23 protein-coding genes and 1 other RNA gene are annotated in these 22,139 nt (G+C 44.7%); 17 read left to right on the top strand and 7 right to left on the bottom strand.

The features are described from left to right. The first annotated feature begins 380 nt into the window (after nucleotides 1-380). Nucleotides 381-668, top strand: coding sequence for an RNA recognition motif domain-containing protein (locus tag QUB25_RS24780; RefSeq protein ID WP_015179076.1), 288 nt, complete (start codon nucleotides 381-383; stop codon nucleotides 666-668). 269 nt (nucleotides 669-937) lie between these two features. On the opposite strand, the gene QUB25_RS24775 is transcribed toward QUB25_RS24780, so the two are convergent. Beyond that, nucleotides 938-1,384, bottom strand: a complete 447-nt coding sequence (locus QUB25_RS24775) for a hypothetical protein (RefSeq protein WP_333040718.1) — start codon at nucleotides 1,382-1,384, stop codon at nucleotides 938-940. A gap of 386 nt (nucleotides 1,385-1,770) precedes the next feature. Beyond that, entirely contained in the window at nucleotides 1,771-4,257 is a 2,487-nt protein-coding gene (locus QUB25_RS24770; protein ID WP_333187185.1) for a putative PEP-binding protein, read from the bottom strand. Nucleotides 4,258-4,329: 72 nt separating this feature from the next. On the opposite strand from QUB25_RS24770, the gene QUB25_RS24765 reads away from it, so the two are divergent. Next, on the top strand, nucleotides 4,330-5,016 hold the full coding sequence (locus QUB25_RS24765; RefSeq protein ID WP_333187182.1) for a ComF family protein: 687 nt from the start codon (nucleotides 4,330-4,332) through the stop codon (nucleotides 5,014-5,016). 135 nt (nucleotides 5,017-5,151) lie between these two features. On the opposite strand, the gene QUB25_RS24760 is transcribed toward QUB25_RS24765, so the two are convergent. Beyond that, complete coding sequence (locus QUB25_RS24760) at nucleotides 5,152-5,706, bottom strand: 2'-5' RNA ligase family protein (protein WP_333060983.1); 555 nt, start codon at nucleotides 5,704-5,706, stop codon at nucleotides 5,152-5,154. A gap of 120 nt (nucleotides 5,707-5,826) precedes the next feature. On the opposite strand from QUB25_RS24760, the gene QUB25_RS24755 reads away from it, so the two are divergent. From QUB25_RS24755 to QUB25_RS24700, 12 genes are all read left to right on the top strand, one after another. Continuing rightward, complete coding sequence (locus QUB25_RS24755) at nucleotides 5,827-6,093, top strand: YciI family protein (protein ID WP_006632991.1); 267 nt, start codon at nucleotides 5,827-5,829, stop codon at nucleotides 6,091-6,093. 23 nt (nucleotides 6,094-6,116) lie between these two features. Beyond that, nucleotides 6,117-6,213, top strand: an RNA gene (gene ffs, locus QUB25_RS24750) — signal recognition particle sRNA small type. Between the two features lie 23 nt (nucleotides 6,214-6,236). Then, the gene (locus tag QUB25_RS24745) at nucleotides 6,237-6,617 is read left to right on the top strand and encodes a phasin-related domain-containing protein (protein WP_333040711.1); all 381 of its coding nucleotides are present in this window, start codon (nucleotides 6,237-6,239) and stop codon (nucleotides 6,615-6,617) included. Between the two features lie 198 nt (nucleotides 6,618-6,815). After that, the gene (locus QUB25_RS24740) at nucleotides 6,816-7,259 is read left to right on the top strand and encodes a hypothetical protein (RefSeq protein WP_333040709.1); all 444 of its coding nucleotides are present in this window, start codon (nucleotides 6,816-6,818) and stop codon (nucleotides 7,257-7,259) included. 34 nt (nucleotides 7,260-7,293) lie between these two features. Next, a complete protein-coding gene (locus QUB25_RS24735; protein ID WP_333060986.1) occupies nucleotides 7,294-7,863 on the top strand; it encodes a Uma2 family endonuclease in 570 nt (189 codons plus the stop codon). Nucleotides 7,864-7,959: 96 nt separating this feature from the next. Beyond that, complete coding sequence (locus tag QUB25_RS24730; protein WP_333187191.1) at nucleotides 7,960-9,306, top strand: DNA phosphorothioation system restriction enzyme; 1,347 nt, start codon at nucleotides 7,960-7,962, stop codon at nucleotides 9,304-9,306. Between the two features lie 203 nt (nucleotides 9,307-9,509). Next, entirely contained in the window at nucleotides 9,510-9,785 is a 276-nt protein-coding gene (locus QUB25_RS24725; RefSeq protein WP_333040705.1) for a hypothetical protein, read from the top strand. After that, on the top strand, nucleotides 9,782-11,848 hold the full coding sequence (locus QUB25_RS24720) for an AAA family ATPase (protein WP_333187178.1): 2,067 nt from the start codon (nucleotides 9,782-9,784) through the stop codon (nucleotides 11,846-11,848). The genes QUB25_RS24725 and QUB25_RS24720 overlap by 4 nt, the downstream gene beginning before the upstream one ends. After that, the gene (locus tag QUB25_RS24715) at nucleotides 11,838-12,491 is read left to right on the top strand and encodes a Uma2 family endonuclease (RefSeq protein ID WP_333187175.1); all 654 of its coding nucleotides are present in this window, start codon (nucleotides 11,838-11,840) and stop codon (nucleotides 12,489-12,491) included. The genes QUB25_RS24720 and QUB25_RS24715 overlap by 11 nt, the downstream gene beginning before the upstream one ends. Before the next feature lie 12 nt (nucleotides 12,492-12,503). After that, on the top strand, nucleotides 12,504-12,824 hold the full coding sequence (locus QUB25_RS24710; protein ID WP_333187173.1) for a nucleoside triphosphate pyrophosphohydrolase: 321 nt from the start codon (nucleotides 12,504-12,506) through the stop codon (nucleotides 12,822-12,824). Between the two features lie 92 nt (nucleotides 12,825-12,916). Continuing rightward, on the top strand, nucleotides 12,917-13,387 hold the full coding sequence (locus tag QUB25_RS24705) for a DNA phosphorothioation-associated protein 4 (RefSeq protein WP_333187170.1): 471 nt from the start codon (nucleotides 12,917-12,919) through the stop codon (nucleotides 13,385-13,387). 10 nt (nucleotides 13,388-13,397) lie between these two features. Then, nucleotides 13,398-14,450: an endonuclease/exonuclease/phosphatase family protein gene (locus QUB25_RS24700; RefSeq protein ID WP_333187168.1), complete on the top strand. Its 1,053-nt coding sequence runs from the start codon at nucleotides 13,398-13,400 to the stop codon at nucleotides 14,448-14,450. Between the two features lie 18 nt (nucleotides 14,451-14,468). On the opposite strand, the gene QUB25_RS24695 is transcribed toward QUB25_RS24700, so the two are convergent. The 3 genes from QUB25_RS24695 to QUB25_RS24685 form a co-directional block, all read right to left on the bottom strand. After that, a complete protein-coding gene (locus QUB25_RS24695) occupies nucleotides 14,469-14,861 on the bottom strand; it encodes a type II toxin-antitoxin system VapC family toxin (RefSeq protein ID WP_333187165.1) in 393 nt (130 codons plus the stop codon). Continuing rightward, nucleotides 14,862-15,113: a DUF2281 domain-containing protein gene (locus tag QUB25_RS24690; protein WP_333187162.1), complete on the bottom strand. Its 252-nt coding sequence runs from the start codon at nucleotides 15,111-15,113 to the stop codon at nucleotides 14,862-14,864. A 97-nt stretch (nucleotides 15,114-15,210) separates the two neighbouring features. Then, nucleotides 15,211-16,803 carry a DGQHR domain-containing protein gene (locus QUB25_RS24685; RefSeq protein ID WP_333187159.1) on the bottom strand — a complete coding sequence of 531 codons (1,593 nt, stop codon included), beginning with the start codon at nucleotides 16,801-16,803 and terminating at the stop codon, nucleotides 15,211-15,213. 293 nt (nucleotides 16,804-17,096) lie between these two features. Here QUB25_RS24685 and dndB point away from each other — a divergent pair, with 293 nt between their 5' ends. Next, nucleotides 17,097-18,206 (top strand): DNA sulfur modification protein DndB, encoded by a 1,110-nt coding sequence (dndB, locus tag QUB25_RS24680; RefSeq protein ID WP_333187156.1) that lies wholly within the window; start codon nucleotides 17,097-17,099, stop codon nucleotides 18,204-18,206. 16 nt (nucleotides 18,207-18,222) lie between these two features. On the opposite strand, the gene QUB25_RS24675 is transcribed toward dndB, so the two are convergent. Next, on the bottom strand, nucleotides 18,223-19,401 hold the full coding sequence (locus tag QUB25_RS24675) for a DNA sulfur modification protein DndB (RefSeq protein WP_333187154.1): 1,179 nt from the start codon (nucleotides 19,399-19,401) through the stop codon (nucleotides 18,223-18,225). A gap of 174 nt (nucleotides 19,402-19,575) precedes the next feature. Between QUB25_RS24675 and dndC the strand changes: the two genes are divergently transcribed. Together dndC and tnpA are read left to right on the top strand one after the other, a co-directional pair. Beyond that, nucleotides 19,576-21,258, top strand: a complete 1,683-nt coding sequence (gene dndC, locus QUB25_RS24670) for a DNA phosphorothioation system sulfurtransferase DndC (RefSeq protein WP_445251983.1) — start codon at nucleotides 19,576-19,578, stop codon at nucleotides 21,256-21,258. Between the two features lie 286 nt (nucleotides 21,259-21,544). Further along, the gene (gene tnpA / locus QUB25_RS24665) at nucleotides 21,545-21,997 is read left to right on the top strand and encodes an IS200/IS605 family transposase (protein WP_333187146.1); all 453 of its coding nucleotides are present in this window, start codon (nucleotides 21,545-21,547) and stop codon (nucleotides 21,995-21,997) included. Nucleotides 21,998-22,139: the final 142 nt, after the last annotated feature.

Raw genomic sequence — 22,139 nt, 5'->3', positions numbered from 1 at the left:
CTATCCTTTCTCTGCGCTGTGCTTATCTCAATGGTCAACTTTCCGCTTGATGTATTTGCAAAAGTGAGATGCACCCGTTAGTCACTTTGTTTCGGAAGATGCTTGGTGATTCGTCGCCCACCCATCAGTGATCTGATTAAAATCAAATATTGTTCAGGGGTAGGAGTCCTCGCCGCCCCAAAACTCATATCCTCACTCATTCGCAGGGCGAGTGAGGATATGAGTTTTGATTAAGCTAACTATTGCAGCCAGTACCAAGGGTTGGTCAGTGCGGCAAACCCTTTTAGTCAGAGTCGATCGCCCAGTTGTATGCCAGATAGCACTTGACAGTTAAATTAACAGGTTATTATGTATAGCACAACAAGTTCAGTTCGATCGACATGACTATCTACATTGGAAATCTGTCTTACCGCGCCACCGAAGAAGACCTGAAAGCAGTATTTGCAGAATACGGCACAGTCAAGCGAGTTGTCTTGCCTACCGACAGGGAAACCGGTCGGATGCGCGGTTTTGCATTTGTTGAGATGATGGAGGATGCCCAAGAAGACGCTGCAATTGCCGAATTAGACGGTGCAGAGTGGATGGGGCGCCCCTTGCGAGTGAACAAAGCTAAACCGAAAGAAGAGGGAAATCGAGGCGCAGGTATCAAGAGAAACGACGGATATTAGTCTGCGATGCAGCGGTTGACATCCTCTCGAAACCCACCTGATGCACCAGTGCGCCACTAGCGCCGAATTGCAAGCAGCAGTTGATTTTGGGGATGCCCTGTCAAATCCGCTGCACAAAAATATCGATTTTTTGTGGGCTGCACTTGATTCATAACTGTTTGAGAAAGACTGAATTTATGCACGCTAGTATAGAAACCCGATTTCTTCCGCGATACCTCGCTGCTAAAAGCAAAATTTATCAGGAGAAACCGGGTTGATGAGCGTTAGTCTTAGAAAGAGTAAACTCGCCCTTTTTCATCAATATAAACTGACCGGTCTTGCCTAGTGCGGGGGTCTGATCTGGTGATGCGAACCGTCACAATGTTTGTCTGCGAATCAACGTTATAATCGTATTTCAAAGTTGTGCTTCCTCCTGTGGCATTAATGGGAATATTGGCAATGTCGCCGGTGCGATTGCTGATACGAACAATGATGTTTTTGCTGGTTCCGACGGGCAAGGATGACAAGTTGGCACCTGATTGACCGTATTCTAGGTTTAATCCTGTTTCATTTAACAGTCTGAGGGTAATGTTGCGAGTATTGTCAACCTGCGCTTGAGGTTGCCAGAATCCGGGTTTTTTGCCACCGTCAGCTGCAGGTTGAGATAATGCTGGGTGAGGATGCAGAAAAGCCAGGGCGGCAAGTATTGCTGCGGTTGCAATAATTTTTGATTTCACGGTTTCTACCTCCGGGTCAAGAGTTGGTGATATTTCTATCCTAGCTTTAAAATCGGATGTTAGTGGAAGGAAGAAGGAAGTTCGGCAACGGATTATTTAACGGATGTAACGGATGTAACGGATGTCAGGAATAGGGAAAAAGGAAGAGGGAAGAAGGAAGAAGGAAGAAGCAATAAAAGGAATAAAAGCAAGGGTTTGAGAAATTAAGAATTTCCTAACCGTCAGGGCGGTTGCTATATCTACTCAGAAACCGGGTTTCTCTAGTTGTTAATATTCCTGGACGCACGGGTTGTCTAGAAATCCGATTTCTGAGCGGGTGGCTGCTTGCCAAAGCTATGATTTAGAGTAGAAACCGGATTTCTGGGGTCAAGTGAGTTCGGGAGTGATTAATTGTTAATTATCGATCGAGCGAGTTCTAGGAGTAGGCGCTGTTCGGCGCGGACGATCGCCCTGGAAGTTTGTTCTGCAGCATCGACATTGACCGAAATAGACGAAATTCCCCACCGCACAAAGGATTCAACTGTCTCGGGATACAATGCGGGAGCGTCGCCGCAGATTGAGCAAGGAATGCCAGCGGCCCGGGCCTGTTTGATTAATTGTTCGATCGCCCTCATCACTGCTCGATCGCGCCCGTTGAAAGCACCTGCTACCTGGTCGGAGTTGCGGTGAACTCCTAATAGCAATTGGGTTAAATCGTTGGTACCTATAGAAATTCCTTGAACTCCGGCTTTTACGTAATCGGGCAATAAAAATAACACCGAAGGAACTTCCGCCATAATCCACATTTGAAACTCGGTTGAGCGGTTTTTCCAAACTTTTTCTAAGCGCTGGCGGCAGTATATAAACTCCTCAACCGAGCGCACGAAAGGCAAAATTAAATTAACATTCGTATGGCCTGACTCGCCGACTTTTTGAAGTACGCAGAGTTCCCAATCAAATAATTCCGGTTCAAAGGTATAACTGAAACTGCCGTCGGCACCTGACTCCCGTAAATCGAGCGATCGATAAAATATTGGCCGCGGCGCAACGGCAGCAGCAAATAAACTGAGGCAATCCGCCATGCGATCGACAAATTCCGATTGGCGGCCGTCTTGCAGCCAAACTTTGGGGTTTTGACAGTCCAAAGCTTCTAATGCCATTAATTCCGATCGCAGCAATCCGATGCCGTCTATTGGCAGATTTTTGAGGCGGTCAATCGAACTTGTTTGGCTGACATTAACTAGCAGTTGAGTCGCCGTTGGTGGGCCCCAAACATATTGAGTAGACTCAGATTGTCGAGATTTAGGCGCGGAATTGGACGATCGATCGGAGATAGAAGATTTGTGCTTGGCTATTGACATTTTGGCTGCTGTACTGTATATATTTGTCTTTTTTGCTGTGTCCCGAAGTTGGCCGCTGTCTCCTGTCTCGATCGCATCCTGTTGCGCGAGGGCAAAAACTTCTCCGCTATCGCCGTCTACCAAAACCGAATCGCCCGAGGCGATCGCCCGAGTGGCCCCGGCCACTCCCACAACGGCGGGAATCCCCAATTCTCTCGCTAAAATGGCGCCGTGGCCTGTCATACCTCCTTGTTCCGCCACCACCCCAGCAGCAACCTTCAGCCAAGGCAGCCAATTCGGCTCGATTGTCCGGGCTACTAAAATGCCTCCGGCTAAAAATTCCGCGTTTTCTGGGTGGGAATTAGTCATAACTTGGGCAATTGCTTCGGCTTTTCCTGATGCTGCTGCCACACCTCTGAGTATGGCAGGAGTTCGGGCTGGGGCGATCGAGTTTGGCTGCAGGAGGGATCTCGGATTTTCCTCTACCGGCGCCGCTTTTTCCGCTTTCACAAGACGAACTTGAGTGAAATAAAACTGCTGTTCCCCGCTGTTTTCTGTCTGGTTTAGCGTCCACTCTAAAATTAAATCTGAGTCAAATTCTGCGATCGCTTTTTTACTCAATTCAATGATTTCTTGCAGTTGCGATTCCTCTAAAACGTATTCTGTTTGTGCTTCCTCTCCCAGCGCTAAAACTTGCACGCAACAATCAGCAAAATCAGGAATTATAAATGGAGAATCGGAAATTGGGAAAGCAGCAAACTTGCCCAGCAGCAGTTTTTTTTTCGGTTCACCATCGCCGACTTTGAGATTGTAGGCTAATGTTTTGTAACCGATCCGCTGGAATTTAACCGCGCTTGTTTCTGGCTGCACTTGATAGTAATCGGGGATGGTTTCTCCCCTAGCGAGGGACAATCCCAAACCGCTGGTGGCTTGGATTTCCCACTGTGCACCCGCCTTTGCTTTCACCTCGCCTGCGGCGATCGCTTCTTGAAGTGGCTGCACCAAAACTGCGGGATTGATTTGCTGTACCCGCAGGCCGCACCGCTGCCAGTAAAATAGACTTCGGGCTCTGAACATTTCTGCCCAAGCTCGTTTGAGTCCGTCCCCAATGGCTTCGGGTTCTGCCCGTACTGCCTGAGATTCCAGAATGCCGACTGTTTTCGGGTTCCAGGAAGTCAGGGAAGGGCGAAAAATTAAGGCTGTGGAGTTTAAGTTTGACTTTGAGTTGAGTTGACTAACAGCAGACTCTAGGGTGGAGAGCAGTGAATCTGGCAGTTTGCCGGCGAGGATTTGGTGGCGGATGCTGCGGGCGATCGATTGCAGTTGTCTGGGTTCATCGACATTCAAGTGCAGGGAAGAGTGTGGCCAGTCAGCAAACAGCGGTTCTAGGCACTCGATCGACTCTAAAAACTGCCAGAATGTTGTAGCTGGCACGACAAAACCCGGTACAACGGGATGATTTTTCTGGAGCAAACAGCTCAAGTAAAATGCTTTTTCTCCCACTGCATCTCGGTCTGAAGGTTGAATTTTGTCTAACCAGTAGAGGTTTTTCACGCTGCGAGCCTGTCGGTGGAAACTGATTGAAGTTGAAAGTTTTTCCCATTAATCACTTACGACAATTTTAGGATGAACAAGCGACAATGGACGGGATTGGTCAAATCTTTTCTCAATCTATTTCTTAAGTCTAACTGTCCTCTTTGTCAGCGACCGGCCGCCGGAGAGTTGTGTTTGTACTGTCACAAGCAACTTCAGCGATGTCAGTTAAGCGATTCCGGTCGATTTTGGAATTCTGAGCAGCGTGTTTTTGTGTGGGGTGAGTATGGCGGGGCTCTCAAACGCGCGATCGCAGCTTTGAAATATGACGGCAATCCGCAATTAGCCAAACCTCTAGGCGGCTGGCTGGCACAAGCTTGGCTGAGTTTTCCGGAATTAGCTATAGACAATCTAACAGTTGTACCGATTCCCATGCACAAAGAAAAGGTCAAGGAGCGCGGTTTTAACCAAGCGGAACTGTTGGCTGAAAGTTTTTGCGAGCTGACTGGTTTGCCTTTGCAGCGGCACGGTTTGGAGCGGGTGAAAAATACTCAGGCTTTATTCGCTCTGACGCCACAGCAGCGCCAAGCGGAAATGAAAAATGCTTTAGGTTTGGGGAAAGATTTTCGTCGCCGGCGCCCGCGCGATCGAGTGCTGTTAGTTGATGATATTTACACTAGCGGTACTACGGTTAAGTCGGCAATTCAAATATTGGAAGAGTCGGGAATTTCGGTTTATGGAACTGTGGCACTGGCAACTCCGAATAAGAGCGATCGGTAGGCTATTTTGTCTTTAATTTTAAACAGGTTTGTAGTGAGGAAATGTTATTTCTCAGGATCTGCTAATAAGATTTTTTTGGGAAAACGAACCGCGAAGACGCGAAGTCCGCGAAGGAAGAGAAAGAAGAGAGAGAGTTTAGGCGGAAAGGGGGAATTGGTTGCTGATGTTCCACCGGCTGCCGTCGTGAAGCAGCAAAGTTAATGCCGAAGCGGTAAACTCAAAGTGGAGCGATCGCCCGGAGAATTCCAACCAAGCCGTTTGAAAATTCTCCTTAGTTAAATCGCGAAAGGCTACTGTCATGTGCGGTACAAATGGGCGACTTTGAGAAACTCGATCGACTATTCCCAAAGTTGCCTCCAAATAACTCATCAAATCTTTGTGAATCTCCAGCAATTCGGGCGATTTGACAACATCAACGTAAATGACGCGGGGCGCGAAAGCAGCAAAACCGGATAGAGTAACGGGAATGGGCAGCCGATTTGCCGAAAACTGCTTTAAACTTTCCTCTAATTTGGGAACATCCTCCGCTAACGAGTGAAAAGGAGGTTGCAGCGTGATGTGCGGTGGCGACTTCAAAGCACTGCGGCTGTTGTAGTGTTCCGCAAAATACTGTTGAATCTCAGTAATGTGCTGTTCAATATCGGGAGGTGGCACTAGGGCAATAAAAAATCGCTGTTTTGACTGGTTCATCGGATAACATCGCAGTTAAGAAAGGATGGTACAAAATGGAATAGAGAGCATTTGCCCTAGATCCCATTGGTGATCACCCATTCCCAATCTAAAATATAAAATCTAAAATCCCAAATAAAAATGCCTTGGTTTGTCAAAATTGAGCAAGGAATTGTCGAAAAGCCTGTCTTTGACCAATACGTGCCAGCTCACAGAGCTTATGTCCGAGAGTTGATTTCTAAAGGACACCGAGCGAAAACTGGCTACTGGGGGCGGCGGGGCGGCGGTATGTTGCTGTTTGAGGCGGGTTCGATGGATGAGGCGAAGGCGATCGTCGCTGAAGACCCGCTGGTGAAGAACGGTTGCGTTATTTATGAAATTTATCACTGGTGTGTGGTTGAAGAATAAATAACTGTGTTATACTCATATATGAACTGGACCCACGCGATTCCAACGCCCAAATCTTGTCAGGACCGGAAGGTAGCAGCAACACGGGATGCTTGTAATAGGCGTGGTCTCCGGTTCACCCAGTTTTATGAGGTGTAGCTCCTATGCCTGGTTTCGGAGATATTTTACAAAAAGCAGTTTACCTTGGTGTCGGGCTAGCTTCTTACGCTGGTGAAAAAGCTGGCAGCAAGTTAACTGAATTACGCACTGAAGCCCAAAAGCTGGCAGACGAATTGGTGAAGCGGGGCGAGATGTCCACGGAAGAAGCTCGCCGCTTTGTTGATGACATGGTGCAACAGGCTCAGCAGCAGCCCCCCGTAGCATCGGCTGGGAACGAAAAACCCGCTGAACCTCGGCGGATTGAAATTATTTCTGAGGAAGAAGATGTCTCGGCAAAAGATGCTAAAGAGACAGGCGGCGTAGACAAGCTCCGCGAACAGGTGCAGAATTTACAAGAGGAATTGCGGCGGCTGAAGCGGGATTAAGCATGAAAAAGCTCGCTCAGCAAAGCATGAAGGGAACTCAGGATAATACTCTTGAGTTCCCTTTTTGAATATCTCCCCTGCCAGATGTGGACGGATATCAGGCAATAGGTAATAGAATTGAAAGTAGGTGCAAGCACTTCACTTGAGGCTGGCTGCACTTGTCTGTAAAATATTTTGTAATAGCCAACTGTCAAATTCATGGAAGATTGGTCTAAAGATTTTTTTGGAGCAATGGAAAATGCTGTTTCTGAAGTAGAGCATTTTTTCAGCGAAATGGGCGAAGAGTTTGTCGAAATGCTGGACGTTTTGGCAAAAATGTCGGAAGAGTTTACTGAACAAGTACAAAATAATCTGATTAACGACATTGACGGTTATTTCAATGAATTTGACGGTTTATTGAATGAATTTATCGAACCGATAATTGAAATTTGCCGCGACTTCGACCCGCAATTTGATGAGATAGATTTGTCGATGGTGACTTATGTAGACCCTTCGCCGACGCAGCAGCCGGCTTGTCGCGGTTGTCGCAACTATCACGGTCAAGTTTACGGGGGAAATTTGTTGGTTTGTGCGATGCACCCTACTGGTGTGGAATCGGAGAGTTGTGCTGATTGGGAAACAGACGGCGATGCAGATTTTTGATGGCCCAGTTGAGTTGTTGAGGGGTTAATGGCTTATGGTAACGTCAATTCAGTCTCCGTCAAAGATTTCTCTGGAAGAGTTTCTGCTGCTTCCAGAAACGGAGCCGGCTAGCGAGTATGTTGACGGTCAAATTTATCAAAAAGCTATGCCCCAAGGAAAACACAGCACGTTACAAATCAAATTTTCATCGGCTATTAATCAACTTGGCAAACCGCAAAAGTTAGCTTTTGCTTTTCCCCAATTGCGCTGCACTTTTGGGGGGTGTGCTGTTGTTCCAGATTTAGCAGTATTTGAGTGGTCGCGCATTCCTCTGAATTCTCAGGAAGAAATTGAAAATAGGTTTGAAATTGCGCCCGATTGGACAATTGAGATTTTATCGCCGGATCAAAGTTCAACTCGCGTGATTAAGAAGATTCTGTTTTGCCTCAAGAATCATACTAAATTAGGTTGGCTGATTGACCCGGAAGAAGAATTGGTAATTGTTTTTAAACCGCACCAGGAACCTGAGATTAAAGAGAATGAAGATATTTTACCTGTACTGGATGTGCTGTCGGATTTGCAACTGTCGGCGGCAAATTTGTTTGAGCTGTTAAGTTTTAATTAGAAATGAGTTACAGTTGAGTCAGGGTAAGTTGGCATCTAACGACATTTAAAGGTGAATCGCTCAACGGCTAATAATTCGCAATTTGGGTTTCCGAAAATGCCGCCATCGCTGCAATTGCGACAGTATCAGCGAGTGGCGGTTGCTAATTGGTTTGCCAATCAGGGACGCGGTACGCTGAAGATGGCGACGGGTAGCGGCAAGACGATTACTGCACTGGCGATCGCCACTGAATTATACAATAAAATTAACCTGCAAGTCCTGCTCGTAATTTGCCCTTACTGCCACCTGGTGAATCAGTGGGCGCGGGAATCCGAGAAATTTGGTTTAAAACCTATTTTGGCTTTTGATAGCGCCCGCAGTTGGCAGAATAAGCTGGCTGCGGGTTTGTATGAAGTGCGATCGGGCGATCGAGCATTTCTCACAATCATCACTACCAATGCTACCTTAATGGGAGATAGTTTGCGATCGCAACTGCGCTATTTCCCAGAAAAAACCCTGATTATTGGAGACGAAGTTCACAACTTAGGCGCGCCCCGTTTAGGAGAAAGTTTGCCGCGCAATATTGGACTGCGACTCGCCCTTTCCGCCACCCCAGAAAGGCATTTCGACGAACAAGGAACCGAAGCTATTTTAGATTATTTCGGCCCTGTTTTGCAGCCGGAACTCACTTTAGCCGACGCCATCCGCCAAAAAGCATTAGTACATTATTTATACTATCCAATTTTAGTAGAATTGACAGAAGCCGAAACCCGCAAGTATTCCCGCTTAACTCAAAAAATTGGCTGGGCGCTTTGGGGCGATGAAAAAGTAGAAGAAAACGATGCTTTAACGACTTTATTAATGCAGCGAGCTCGGTTAATTGGAGCGGCGGCTAATAAATTAACAGCTTTGCGAGAATTAATGATTCACCGTCTCGATACAGCCCACACTTTATTTTACTGCGGCGACGGTGCGATCGAAGGAGGGGCGCGCCGAAATAACAACCGGCAACTAACAGAAACCGCGAAGTTATTGGGTTCAGAATTAGGCTACCGAGTTAACACTTATACTGCGGCAACTCCTTTAGCAGAAAGAGAACGATTGCGCCAGCAATTTGAGAGTGGAGAATTGCAAGGTTTGGTAGCGATTAGGTGTTTGGATGAAGGCGTGGATATTCCTGCAATTCGCAATGCTGTAATTTTAGCAAGCAGCAGCAATCCGCGCCAGTTTATTCAGCGCCGGGGACGCATTTTGCGGCCGCATCCGGGGAAGGAAAGGGCAACTTTATTTGACATGATAGTTTTGCCTCCAGATTTGGGTCGGGAAACCTTAGAAGTCGAGCGCAATTTGCTGCGAAAAGAGTTGAAGCGGTTCTTGGAATTTGCCGATTTAGCCGACAATGCTGGGGAAGCTAGAGTTAAATTGCTGCAACTTCAGAAGCGTTACGGGCTATTAGACATTTGACATTTATTAAGGTTCGGTTTATGTTTTAGAAGAGAGAATTATTTGATCGTAGTTTGAGTTGCTAGTTTAGTTCGCGATCGCACACAGAGTTCAGAAACCAGGTTTCTTTGTAGATTTCTCGTGACTGTTGACAAAACTCGTAGAAACCGGGTTTCTCGCCCATGAGCCTAGGCCCTGTATATTTTAATATTTGCAAAAAAAATATGACTGAAAATCTGAATGAAAATCTGATTATGGCATTTAGATATGAAGATAGTGCGATCGCAGCCTTACCGACAAGCATTTTAGCAGAAAAACGTTCTTCTTATCAAACTCATCAGGAATTCAGCGACGTACAGCAACCTATTACTAGCGCGCCACCGGAAGTGCGACAAATTATTGAGCGGGTATTGGAAATTGAAAAAGATAAGTTGTACATGAGAGCTCCCCGCCACATTAACGATGACATTTTAAAAATCATTAAGGAAGCAATTGTATGAAGTTAATCTCAATTACTCTATGCAACTTTCGTCAATTTTACGGCAAAAGCCCCGAAATTAAACTAGCTTGGGGTAGGGAAAATATTACAGTAATTCACGGTAATAACGGCGCTGGAAAAACGGCATTGATGAATGCCTTTACATGGGTACTTTACGGACAATTTAGCGCTGCTTTTGCGGCGGAAGAACAATTAGTAAACAAGCGCGCTCTGGCTGAGGCGGAAATGGGAAAAGCCGTAGGTTGTTGGGCGGAAATTGTGTTTGAACACGACAGCACGCGCTACCAAGCAAAACGCATATGTCGTGCTTATAAAAGTGAAAATACTGTAGAACATGGCAAGGCTGAATTGTTTCTGAGTGTAGCAAAAGATAACGGTCTCTGGCTGAAGCCGGATCAGCATCCCGATGATATTATCGGGCGGATTTTGCCGGAAAGTTTACATAAATATTTCTTTTTTGATGGGGAGCGAATCGAGCAAATTGTCCGCTATGACAAGAAGGCAGAAATTGCGGAAGCTACTAAGGAGTTGCTGGGGGTGGAAGTCTTGAATCGATCGATCCGGCATTTACTAGAAGCAAAAAAATCTCTAGAGACAGATTTAAATATAATTGGTAATGCTGAAACCAAGAAACTTTTAAAAGATAAGCAAAAAATTGAGCAAGAAGCTGAGCAACTTTCGAGCAGACAAGTAGAAATCGAGCGGGAATTGGCCAACCAAGGGGAGTTAAAAAAAGCCGTTAATGGTAACTTGTTGGAACTTAGCGGTGCTGCGGATTTACAAAAGTTGCGAGACGAATTGGAAATGCAGAAAAATTTATTTAAGCAACAAATTGTCCAGGCTACAGATGCTCTAAAACGAGCAATTTCTGTGCGCGGTTACGCGGTTTTTCTGTCAGAGGCGGCGGCGGAATTTGAAGTAATAGTAGGAGGTTTGCGGGAAAAAGGCGAGTTGCTTTCGGGGATTCAGCGGCCGTTTTTAGAAGAGTTATTAGCGCAGCAGCGGTGTATTTGCGGTGCGGAATTAGTGGAGGGTTCTGAATCTCGCCAACAGGTTAGCGGTTGGATGGATAAGGCGGGTGTTGGGGATGTGGAAGAAACAACTATTCGGATTAGCGATCGAGTAAATGAAATTGATAGACAAGTAACTGATTTTTGGGAGGAAATTGACCGACAGCAAGGCAATATCAGCCGTGACAGAACCGAACTTTCTCGGGTGGAAAATCAGCTAGACGATATTCACAACAAGCTGCGAAATTTTCCTGACGGCGATGTCAGCCGCTTGCAAAAGCGCTTGGATGAAATTGAGGCTAAAATTGGCGATTTGCACCGGGAAACAGGCTCTAACCAGCAGCAGATTGAGAGTTTGAAGGCGTCGATCGCGAATCTGGACAAGCAAATCGACAAGCAGCAACTGAATGAGCAAAGGCAAGTATTAGCCCAGCGCCGGATTGCTGCGACTCAGGATGCGATCGATCGCCTAACTGAAGTGCGATCGCGCTTAGAAAAACAGTTTTGTTCTCAGTTGGAAAAGCGGGTGCAAGATATTTTCAGTCAAATTTCTTTTACTCCTTATATCCCAAAGTTGAGCGATAAATACGAACTGACGCTAGTAGAAAATACGTCGGGACAAGAATCTTTGGTTGCCGCTTCTACAGGAGAAAATCAAATTCTCAGTTTGTCGTTTATCGGGGGAATTATTGAGGGCGTGCGTGAGTGGAGTCAAAAAAATACTTTGATGGGCCCGGATAGCAGTACGTTTCCAATTGTGATGGATTCTCCCTTTGGGAGTTTGGACGAAATTTATCGCAAGCAAATTGCAAATAAGCTGCCGAAGTTGGCGAATCAATTGGTAGTTTTGGTAACTAAAACTCAGTGGCGCGGAGAAGTTGCTCAAGAGATGGAAAGTTGCACCGGCAGGGAATACGTGCTGGTGTACAATTCTCCGAAAGCTGATTGTGAAGAAGATGCGATCGAACTGGGCGGGACGCGCTATCCTTTAGTTAAGCGCAGTCCAAATGAGTTTGAATATACAGAAATTGTAGAGGTGGATTATGGCTTCTAATTCGGCAATTACGCAGGTTTTGGAACCAGATATTTGGGTGAAGGCGACGTGGGAAGAGTTTCTAAATTTTGCTGAGGATTCAGCATGGGAAAAGGGCAAGTTTTATTACTATCAAGAACACATGAGGGTAGAAATGTCACCAGTAGGGCCATTGCACAGTCGTCATAATTCAGTAGTTTCGAGAGTTGTTAATTTTTATACTGCTTTTAGAAATATCCGAATAGTGGAGTTAATTAATGCCAGTTTTCGCAAAACAGGTATTCGGGAATTTCAACCTGATTTGTCTTATTATATAGGTGCAGATTTTGAATTACCTCCTCGCGCCAATACGCCAATTAATTTGGATGTGTTTGCACCTCCAGCTTTAGTGGTGGAAATAGGAGCATCTTCTAGTGCCGATGATTTGGGAGTAAAGCGTTTAATTTACGAACATTCTGAGGTTCAAGAATATTGGGCAGCAAATGCAAATACGAATGCTGTATTTGCATTTGCTATTACTGCGGGAGGGAGTGGGACAATTCAAAATTCACTGGTTTTACCGGGCTTAGAAATAGCGTTAGTTGAGGAAGCTTTGAACCGGAGTCAAACAGAAGATGACGGGGAAATTAATCGCTGGTTGATTCAAACTTTTAGTCAAGGTTGAAGGGAGTTTGACGTGGAAAAAGAGTATCATAAGTTGGTGCGCGATCGCATTCCTGAAATTATTCGCCAAAGTGGGAATGAATGCGAGGTTGTAATTTTGTCGGAGGCAGAATACCGTCAAGCTTTGCTGCAGAAATTGATTGAAGAAGCGGGGGAAGCGGCGGCGGCTGATGAAGAAGATTTGGTGGCGGAATTGGCGGATTTGTATGAGGTGATAGATGCGGTGATGACCAGTTTTGGCATTTCGGGCGATCGACTTTTGGCGGAACAAACGAAGCGGCGGGAAGCAAGAGGAGGTTTTGCACAAAAAATTATGTTGTTGCGGACATTCTGAAAATTATCTGCGTTAATCGGTGTTTATCTGCCTCTAATCTGCGGTTACTCTATCAATCAAATTACTCAGTTAAAAATTACATATTAATCCCAATGGCTGCTAACAAAATTAGAATTGCTAAAGATAAAGCCGATTTAGTCAAATCCTTAACTTTATCGGATAACAACTCCGCGCCATTTCAGACTTACGCCGATGTCATCGCTTTCGCCGCAGCGTTGGGAAATCAGCGGAAAAAACGATCGCCTTTGGGGGAAATTTCTAAACGAGAACCTGGGGCGATCGATGTTGATATCTTTGTATCCAGGGGTTACGATATGGCGATTAAGTTAATTGCGATCGCCGAAACCAAAAATCCTCAAATTCTCTCCCATCTCGACGAAAAATTGGAAGCAGAACGCTTGCAAATTTTTGAAGAATATGCTAATGGTGGACTGGAAATTTTGCGCGAAGAGTTGCGGGGCGCGGCGGATTATACCGATCGCCTTTTGTTGGTTTTGATTTCAGAAAGAGACAACCAACATCGGTCAAATGAAGAATTCGATTTAAGCAAGTTTTTATTTTAATAGGTTCCCAATGAAGCACATCCCCAAAGATATAATCAAGAGATTCTTAAAGCAAGCTGCAAAATTTCTTGCTTACAGTTACTCAGCATTTATTATCTGCTATTTCATTCTCAAACTAATCTTTTGGGATAGAATAGGAATTCTTGCCTTAATTAGCACTTTTAGCCCCTTAATTTTCTTCCCTACTTTCCTGCTTCCCATCATCGGATGGTTAATTATCAAAAAAAGATGGTTCACTATTATTTCTGCGATCGCCTGCATTCTTCTAATAAGTTGGCTGCACGTCAAATACTTTTCTCCCGCACCCATCAACATCACAGATTCGCAGCCCAGCATCAAAATTTTATCCCATAACCTCAGTTGGCATAAAACTCAGTCACCTACTTTATTTAAGCTGATTGACCAGCAAAAACCCGATATTATCTTTTTACAAGAAATCGTTAGGAAACATACCGAAAGAGCTTTCACCTGGTTAAAAGCAGACTACCCCTATCAAATTGGCACTCCCCCTGTAGGAATTCTCAGTAAATATCCGATTGTATCGAGCGAAATACTGCACTTAGCCGGCCATCCAGAAACGCAGCAGCGGGTCATTATTAAATTTAACGAACAAGAAGTAGTGATTTATAATATGCAAGCTACCGGGCCGTGGTTGAAACTATCTAAAAAATGGCGTTTTTTCAAAATTCCAGTTTACAAATATGACAAACGTTCGCCTGAAATTCAAAACTTAGTGCAGCGAGTTGAGCGAGAAACTCTGCCAGTAATTGTCGCAGGCGATTTTAATATGACAGACGAAACTCAAGACTATGACAGGGTGCAGAAAGTCATGCAAGATTCTTTCCGAAAATCTGGATTTGGGTTTGGTTTTACCTGGCCTCGCGGTTGGGAACTTAAATTCTTGGTAAAAAGGTCGAATTGGAGATTAAATTATCCCGTTTTCCGGATTGATTATATTTGGTATTCCAAGCATTGGGGTGCTAAATCTAGTTCGGTTTTGAAGGCCACGGAGTCCGATCATTTGCCTGTAGGAGCAGAACTTATTTTGTTAAAGGGAGCCTGATTGTGAGAAGTTTTTTAGTCAATACCAGTCGGCGATTGCGAGTTCCGAAACTCTAGAAAATTCGTTGACATTGTGGGTGACGAGAGTCGCTTGGAGGGCTACGGCTGTCCCTGCAATCAAAACATCGATCGGGCCGATGGGAGTACCTTGTTGCTCCAACTGGGCGCGAATTGTAGCAGCCGCAAGAGCAGCATCGCGATCGAAAGGAATAACGTTAACTCTGCTCAAAAATTGCTGAAGTTGTTGGGTGCGTTTTATCGGCGAATTGGATTTAGCAATGCCGACTTGCAACTCAAAAAGGACGATCGTAGAAACGACTATTTCCTGGGGAGAAACATTAGCAAGGTTTTGAGCAACTTGTCCTTGACCTTTGAAATAGTAGATCAAAGTGTTGGTATCCAAAACGTACATTTACAGACTCTCCCGCAGGATGTCTTGTCCGGATTCAGCACGAATATCTTCCAGGGACGGAAAATCTTTTTCCCAAGTTCCAGCAAGGGAAAAAACAAGTTCAGTCCAAGGAATCGGAGAGTCTACAGTGTCTGTTGGTTGGTTTGCGCTCAGGTGCTTGGCACAAACGAATTCAGCGAAAGTGAGAATTTCGCTGGCTTGGTCTTTGGGAAGGGTTTTGACGATTGCGTAAATCTGTTCAGCGATGGTCATAATCTGGTTCTAGGTAAGGTGCAGGTTCAATTATACAAAACCAATTTGCTTCCTACTTTATCAGTGTTCGTCGCTGTGGACTTTGCCCAAGAAAAACTTAGCTCAGCACTGGTGGCAATCCTACCTCTTGCGGCTGCACAAACCGGCCGTTAAAACTAATAGCTTTATCCTCAAAAGTCCTCGCTTCCGCCACCGCTTGCCGCAAATGAGCTCGATCCATATCGTCCTGAATTCCCCCCACCAAATATACAATTAACTTCGTCGCTAAATCTTTTCCAGAAACTAGCACTCGCTTTTTGTTCGGATCGTACAAAATCCCGTACCAGGCAGACTCAGGATTGTCCATGTGGCTAAATCCTTCATCGACATCGAATCTGCGGAGTTTGTCGAAAATAGATTTCAGGGAAAGTTTTTTCCTAAATACTAGAATTCCCAAAGCATTAGCTAAAGCAATTTGGCCGACTGGACGGAACAAAATATTTCCCTCGCCCCCTGGTTTCTCAAAACTAAATCGGCGCAATTCCGCCGTTTCTTCGCCGCTTTCAATTCTTTGATAGCTGGGCAAAGTTGCTAAATGATCGAACAATTTTTTAAACTCTTCAATTCCCTCTTTTAGTTCTTCATCTTCGGGACGCATGGGAATTAAACCTTTTCGTTCCGGCTTCCAGTGAGGGAATTTGTATTCTAAATACCGTTCCGACATATCTTGCAGCGCTTGCAATGTGGTTAAGACTGTTGATTTTGCTGCGACTGTGGCGCTGTCCCAATTGACGCGGGGGTTTCTGTCATCTTGTTCTTTTAATAAGGGATGGGTGACGGCAATTTTTCGGGCGGCGATCGCAAATCCGTTGTCCTCGTTCAATAATGCTAGCTGTCCCTGACTCAGCGTTACGGCCATTAGGTTAACGTGCACAAAGATCGATCGCACGCGCCGTTGTGCTTGCTGTCGCGTTTCGCCCGCTACCGCCGCCGGGATAAACTCAATCCCGATTTTTTCGTGAGCTAATTTATACACTGTTTCGGGGTCGATTTGATACTCTTCTGCTAAATCTTCCAGAGTAATTGCAGCGCCGACAGGTTTTTTATTTTTGTTGTATCTTTGCAGGATTCCGGTTTTAATTAAACTCATTAAACCTTGAACTCCCATCAGCCGATGCTGGCCGTCTAAGGCAAAAATCGAGAGTTCTTTAGAAACATTCAAAAGCCCTAAGTTCTCGTTTTTATCAAAGGATGTAAATTCAGTCGCGGATTTGGTTGCGACGCCATTTTTATCCCATTCCTCGGCTAGAGGATTGTCTACCCACGGGGGACTGACGACTACTAAAACTGCGGGGAATTTGTGCGATTTTCGGGCTGCTAAATATTGAGTGAGGGCGGCTTGGCGCGACCAATCTAAGGGACGCTGGATAATTTCGTCAATGGTTTCGTCGTCGCGGACGATGTTGTTGGTTTGGAGGTCGAATTTTTGGCGGAAAAGCGGCATTTGCGAGGCGAAACGGACGCGAGAGTCTAACCATTCTAGGGTGACTGAACCGATGTATGCTTCGCTGTTTCCCATCTGGGTTTTTTGTACGAAAATGCGATCGTCCTTTCCTAAATAATTATCTAATAAAAGTGCGATTTCCTGTCTGTCGCTATTTTCTTTTTCTAAAATTTTGCTAGCGAGGTCATCCGCTGGGTTGGTTGTCATCGGCGGTTTTTATATAAATATGCTATTTTTTTAAAAAATATCATATATTAAAGTTTCTGTCAACACTTGTTTTTAAAAAAACATTGTGAAATACTTAAGTTATGCCCTAATAGCCCACCTGAGTACCATAAAATTTGCAAAAAGTCAATAGCTATTAATGCCCAATGCCCAATGCCCCATGCCCAATGCCCCATTCCCCATGCCCCATGCCCAATGCCCCATTCCCCATGCCCAATGCCCAATGCCCAATGCCCCATTCCCAATGCCCCATGCCCCATGCCCCATTCTAAAATATGTCTACTCCTTCTTTTGAATACATTTTGCCGGTGATCCGGGGAATTCAAGCGGGCCGCGAATATTACGTGTCGATGTGTCCGGTGCGTTTTTTGCCGAAATTGTTTACCTTTGAATCTGAAGATTTGCCGCCGTCTATGCGGGCGAAACGCGCGCTTAACAAAGCTAGGATTCCTGAAATTGCTGAGTATTTTGTCAAGAATCCTACAAATTATACTTGTGGGGCAATTGCTGCTTCGATTGATGCGGATATTACTTTTGAAGCAGTGGGAAATGAGGCAGAAGAACGGAAAATTGGTCGCTTGCGGGTGCCGATGGATGCTAAGTTTACTATTAATGACGGACAGCATCGGCGCGCGGCTTTTGAGATGGCTTTGAGGGAAAATCCGCAGTTGGGATATGAGACGGTGGCGCTGATTTTGTTTCTCGATATTGGGTTGGAAAAATCGCAGCAGATGTTTGCTGATTTGAATAATTTTCAAGTTCCTTTGGAGGCGTCGCTAAGTGTACTTTACAACCACCGGGACGATCGCGCTTTTGTGGTGAAGGCGGTTGTTAAGCAGGTTGAGGTTTTCCGCTGTTTGACTGAGATGGAGAAGGGGAGTTTGAACGGACGATCGCACAAATTGTTTACGCTGAGTGCGATCGATCGTGCGATCGTGGCTTTGCTGTCTAATATTCACGGCAGCGAACAGGCAAAACCCTCTGGTTCTCGCGCCAAAAAAGAACAGAAAGAGGAAGAACTCGCTCAAAAAATACAACTGGCGGTTAGTTATTGGAATGCAGTTAGCAATTTTATTCCTGATTGGCAATTAGTTCTGCACAAGCAAGTGGCGGCGGGAGAAATGCGCCGGGATTGCGTGCACTGTCACAGTGTTGTGCTTGAGAGTTTGGGGGAAGTTGGGGCGGCTTTGCGATCGGTTTTTCCTGAGAGTTGGGAGGAACGTTTGAGCCTTTTGCAGCAGGTTGATTGGTCGATTTCTAATCCTGATTGGGAGGGAGGGATTTTGTTGAAAGGGGGGATTTCTAAGTCAAGGGCGAGTGTTAGTTGGATGACTGATTATTTGAAGATGAGGTTGGGTTTGGAAACCGCAGATGCACGCAGATGAGGGCTGATAATATTGGTTAAATCCATTCTAGATGGGCTTTTACTTTGCTGACTGCTACTTTTACACTACTAGCATTTGATGACATTTTGTAGGATTTATTATTGGTCTGGGTGGAGTTATACAAAACTACATTTCCCTCCCAAAGAGGGCTTTTTCTAGACCAATCCAATTGAGCTAGTTGCAACACTCTTTCTGTTTCAAAATCTTGGCTGCTATCTCTGTCATAAGTACAGTATAGCAACCGACCTAAAATTTCTAGTCCCACGCTTCTACCCAAGATACAGGAGTCTGTAAATTTATTAATATCTTCAATTGTCAATTCTTCAACGGTTCTTTCACAAATATGTCTAGTCTGACTACATTGGGAGAAAAAATTATTAAGACATCTAGCCAAAATCTCTGATGATTCCCCAACCTCATAATCTTTAAGTTCATCACTTGGATCATCAGTAAACGCACAACTTACTGCTCTTGCTATGAAATTAGTTGTATATATCAACTTCTTTTTGCTGTCGGGAGTCGATTTAATTCTATCTGTCTTTTTATAAAACATTTTTACTTTTTCAAGTAAGGTTTTGGTAATACCAACTCGACCTTCAAACTCACCGAATGACAAAAGTAAGGATTTATCAAGTTGTCTTGTCTGCGCCATATCTCGAAAATCAGCCTGACACTGGTTAAAGTCTTGCTCTAAAACCAACGTAATCGGGAAATCATTATCACCTATTAACTGGCCGTAAGCATCACTTTCAATTAACTCGTGAATAGCACTCTTCCGATGCTGTCCATCAGTAATATCTAACTTAACGCCACGAGGTATAATTACTAGACAAATCCCTCTACCTAATTCGATAATGCCAATCTTGTCAGGAGCGACATTTGCGGTCAATGTCCCCAAAATCCAGGGTAGATCCCTTCTGGCGCGTTTAAGAATATATTGTTTTATTTCCTCAGCATGACCCTTTACCTCTGGACGATTTTTACCAGAATCAGGATCATTCCCAGTTGAGGGTTTTGCTTGGAGGAGGGTAGGTAAGTCATTAGCCGGGATATTTATTTGCACCATTTTCCGCTTTCCCTGCTGGAAAATTAGCCCTGGATAGCACTTCTCACGGTGGTACTTGGCAAAGTATGGAGCAAGTAACTCATCAATTCGTGGAGTTCTATCGGACTGAGGAGAGTTATTGTCAGACATATAAGTTAATTAAATTTGCGTATAGATACAATTTTACATCACCAACCATATAAATGTAAACTAATCAGGAATACTATTTTGCGGTATGGGCAAACAACAAAAAAAACAATCAGCTTTGATAAAGTCCGAGATTATATCGTAAAATATTAATACTGACAATAGGAGCTTTCAGATATGATACCAAATCAACAGATGTCATTATTCCAAAGTCGCACCGTTACCGAATTAATAGAAGATATAGAATTGCTAACTGAGGAAATCCAAGAGTTATATTGTCTTGACGAAATTCCTTGGGTGATTGGATATAGCGGGGGAAAAGATTCAACAGCAGTATTACAGCTAATTTGGAATGCGATTGCTAAGATTCCCCAGGAAAAACGTATAAAAAAAATTGATGTCATTACAACAGACACTCTAGTAGAAAACCCGATCGTATCTGCATGGGTTCGTAAGTCTATTAAGCAAATGAATATTGCAGCTACAGAACAAGAAATGCCCATAAATACTCATGTGTTACAGCCAGAGTGGACAGATACTTTTTGGGTAGGTTTGATTGGCAAAGGATACCCAGCACCCAGAGGTAAGTTTCGCTGGTGTACAGATCGCCTAAAAATTTCTCCATCTAACCGTTTTATTCGTAATATTATCCGAACTAGCGGGGAAACAATACTTGTATTAGGGACTCGTAAAGCTGAAAGCACAAAGCGCGCTCATAGGATGAAAAAAATGGAAGCCCGACGGGTGCGGGAGCGCCTAAGCCCCAATATGAACTTACCGAACTCTTTGGTTTATAGCCCTATTGAAGACTGGCGTGATGATGAAGTTTGGCTTTATCTGATGCAGTGGGACAATCCTTGGGGATACAGCAACAAAGATTTGTTCGCTATGTACCGGGGTGCGAGTGCTGATAATGAATGTCCCCTAGTTGTAGATACTTCTACGCCTAGCTGTGGTAGTTCTCGTTTTGGGTGCTGGGTATGTACAATGGTTAGTCAGGATAAATCGCTAACAGCGATGATTCAAAATGATGAAGAAAAAGAGTGGTTGCAACCTCTACTAGATTTCCGTGTGGAATTGGATGTTGAAGATAGTCGCGATCGACGTGACTTTAGGCGACGTAATGGCAATGTTCAACTCTATGAACGCAATTTAGAGGGTGAAAAATCTATTGAGCCTATTCCAGGTCCCTATAGTAAAGAAGCGCGTGATTATTTACTGAGGCGACTTCTTTCTGTTCAAACCGAAATTCGTTCTAAAGCACCAGAAGAAATGCGAGATATCACCTTAATTTCCCCGGAAGAGCTGAGCGAAATCCGGCGTATTTGGCTAGAAGAAAGACACGAATTCGACGACAGTTTGCCCCGGATTTACGAAGAAGTCACGGGCGAACCTTTTGAAGATTCCCGTCCCGCCGCCGAAAGAAAACTCCTCGGTAGCGATGAATGGACTGTGATCGAAGACATTTGCAGCGAGGACAAAATGCACCTCGAATTGATGGCAAAACTCCTTGATACAGAACGCCAATACTACACAAAATCCCGCCGTACAGGCATTTACGGTGATTTGGACAAATGCTTTGAAACCAGTTCGCGATCGGAAAAAGAAGCGATAGGCAACGCCCACTATCAACGCAACTTAAAAACAGCCGTGGAAGCTGTTAAAGCAAATCCGACGGAAAACATTCAGCAATTCAAAGATGCGATCGCCCAAACCAACAGTTCCGCCAAAAACGATACCGTTGATATTGCCAAACTTAAAGAAGAACTCGAAAGCAATAGCAATCAAAGCAGACAGCTATCTTGGGCGGATATTAAATTTTCACCGCCCAATTCAGGAGGGGAAAATAGCAAAGATTAGGTCAATAATGTCGATCGGGCGATCGGGCTTTGGGGCATCGGGCTAACCCGACGATCCGCCGGGGATTGAAATCCCCGTCTCATAGCAAAAGTCGGTTAAAACCGATTCAAGGCTCAAATCAAACGATCGCCGACTTCAGTCCTCTTTAAGAGGACTTCAGCTATGAGACAGGGATTTCAATCCCTGTCGGACTGTCGGATCGTGCGACTCGACGATCGACCCCGATCGCACTCTCAGATTTGTTGACAGAATCATAAATCCACCTAAAAAATCAGGGAAAATCTTTATGGCAATGTGGCGGCTGTACTATCATTTAGTTTGGGCAACAAAAGAGCGACAGCCTCTCATATCTCCCGCAAAAGAAACCGAACTTTACTCTTATATCATCGGCAAAGCAGACACCCTCAATTGCATCCTCCACGCCATCGGCGGCACAGAAAATCACATCCACTTAATAGTTTCCATTCCTCCGACACAATCGATCGCTGAATTCGTTAAAAATATTAAAGGTAGCAGCAGCCGTTATCTCAATCAAATTTTGCAAAATCCCAATAAATTTTCGTGGCAAGAAGGATACGGAGTATTTTCTTTAGGACAAAAACAACTAGACTCAGCAGTCGCTTATGTGATAAATCAAAAGGAACATCACTTGCAAAAAACCACAAATTCGCATTTAGAACAAATCACGGATCAAGACAATCCACCCACCCGGTGGCACCCGAATTCGCCAGAGAATTAATTGAAAAATATTGGCCGACTCTCGGACTCGCGGGATCTCCAGCTATTGCATTTACATCCAGACCCGCCGGGGATTGAAATCCCCGTCTCATAGCGAAAGTCGGTTAAAACCGACTCAACAGCCAAATCAAACGCCCACCGAC

It is taken from the genome of Microcoleus sp. B3-D7, from assembly GCF_036705305.1.
In the GTDB taxonomy this organism is placed as follows: Bacteria; Cyanobacteriota; Cyanobacteriia; order Cyanobacteriales; family Microcoleaceae; genus Microcoleus.
This window is presented reverse-complemented; position numbering and strand designations above follow the sequence as displayed.

Coding starts and splice junctions, on each gene's coding strand:
- QUB25_RS24780 (WP_015179076.1), top strand. CDS start 381: ATGACTATCTACATTGGAAATCTGTCTTACCGCGCCACCGAAGAAGAC.
- QUB25_RS24765 (WP_333187182.1), top strand. CDS start 4,330: ATGAACAAGCGACAATGGACGGGATTGGTCAAATCTTTTCTCAATCTA.
- QUB25_RS24760 (WP_333060983.1), bottom strand. CDS start 5,706: ATGAACCAGTCAAAACAGCGATTTTTTATTGCCCTAGTGCCACCTCCC.
- QUB25_RS24755 (WP_006632991.1), top strand. CDS start 5,827: ATGCCTTGGTTTGTCAAAATTGAGCAAGGAATTGTCGAAAAGCCTGTC.
- QUB25_RS24745 (WP_333040711.1), top strand. CDS start 6,237: ATGCCTGGTTTCGGAGATATTTTACAAAAAGCAGTTTACCTTGGTGTC.
- QUB25_RS24740 (WP_333040709.1), top strand. CDS start 6,816: ATGGAAGATTGGTCTAAAGATTTTTTTGGAGCAATGGAAAATGCTGTT.
- QUB25_RS24735 (WP_333060986.1), top strand. CDS start 7,294: ATGGTAACGTCAATTCAGTCTCCGTCAAAGATTTCTCTGGAAGAGTTT.
- QUB25_RS24730 (WP_333187191.1), top strand. CDS start 7,960: ATGCCGCCATCGCTGCAATTGCGACAGTATCAGCGAGTGGCGGTTGCT.
- QUB25_RS24725 (WP_333040705.1), top strand. CDS start 9,510: ATGACTGAAAATCTGAATGAAAATCTGATTATGGCATTTAGATATGAA.
- QUB25_RS24720 (WP_333187178.1), top strand. CDS start 9,782: ATGAAGTTAATCTCAATTACTCTATGCAACTTTCGTCAATTTTACGGC.
- QUB25_RS24715 (WP_333187175.1), top strand. CDS start 11,838: ATGGCTTCTAATTCGGCAATTACGCAGGTTTTGGAACCAGATATTTGG.
- QUB25_RS24705 (WP_333187170.1), top strand. CDS start 12,917: ATGGCTGCTAACAAAATTAGAATTGCTAAAGATAAAGCCGATTTAGTC.
- QUB25_RS24700 (WP_333187168.1), top strand. CDS start 13,398: ATGAAGCACATCCCCAAAGATATAATCAAGAGATTCTTAAAGCAAGCT.
- QUB25_RS24695 (WP_333187165.1), bottom strand. CDS start 14,861: ATGTACGTTTTGGATACCAACACTTTGATCTACTATTTCAAAGGTCAA.
- QUB25_RS24690 (WP_333187162.1), bottom strand. CDS start 15,113: ATGACCATCGCTGAACAGATTTACGCAATCGTCAAAACCCTTCCCAAA.
- QUB25_RS24685 (WP_333187159.1), bottom strand. CDS start 16,803: ATGACAACCAACCCAGCGGATGACCTCGCTAGCAAAATTTTAGAAAAA.
- dndB (WP_333187156.1), top strand. CDS start 17,097: ATGTCTACTCCTTCTTTTGAATACATTTTGCCGGTGATCCGGGGAATT.
- QUB25_RS24675 (WP_333187154.1), bottom strand. CDS start 19,401: ATGTCTGACAATAACTCTCCTCAGTCCGATAGAACTCCACGAATTGAT.
- dndC (WP_445251983.1), top strand. CDS start 19,576: ATGATACCAAATCAACAGATGTCATTATTCCAAAGTCGCACCGTTACC.
- tnpA (WP_333187146.1), top strand. CDS start 21,545: ATGGCAATGTGGCGGCTGTACTATCATTTAGTTTGGGCAACAAAAGAG.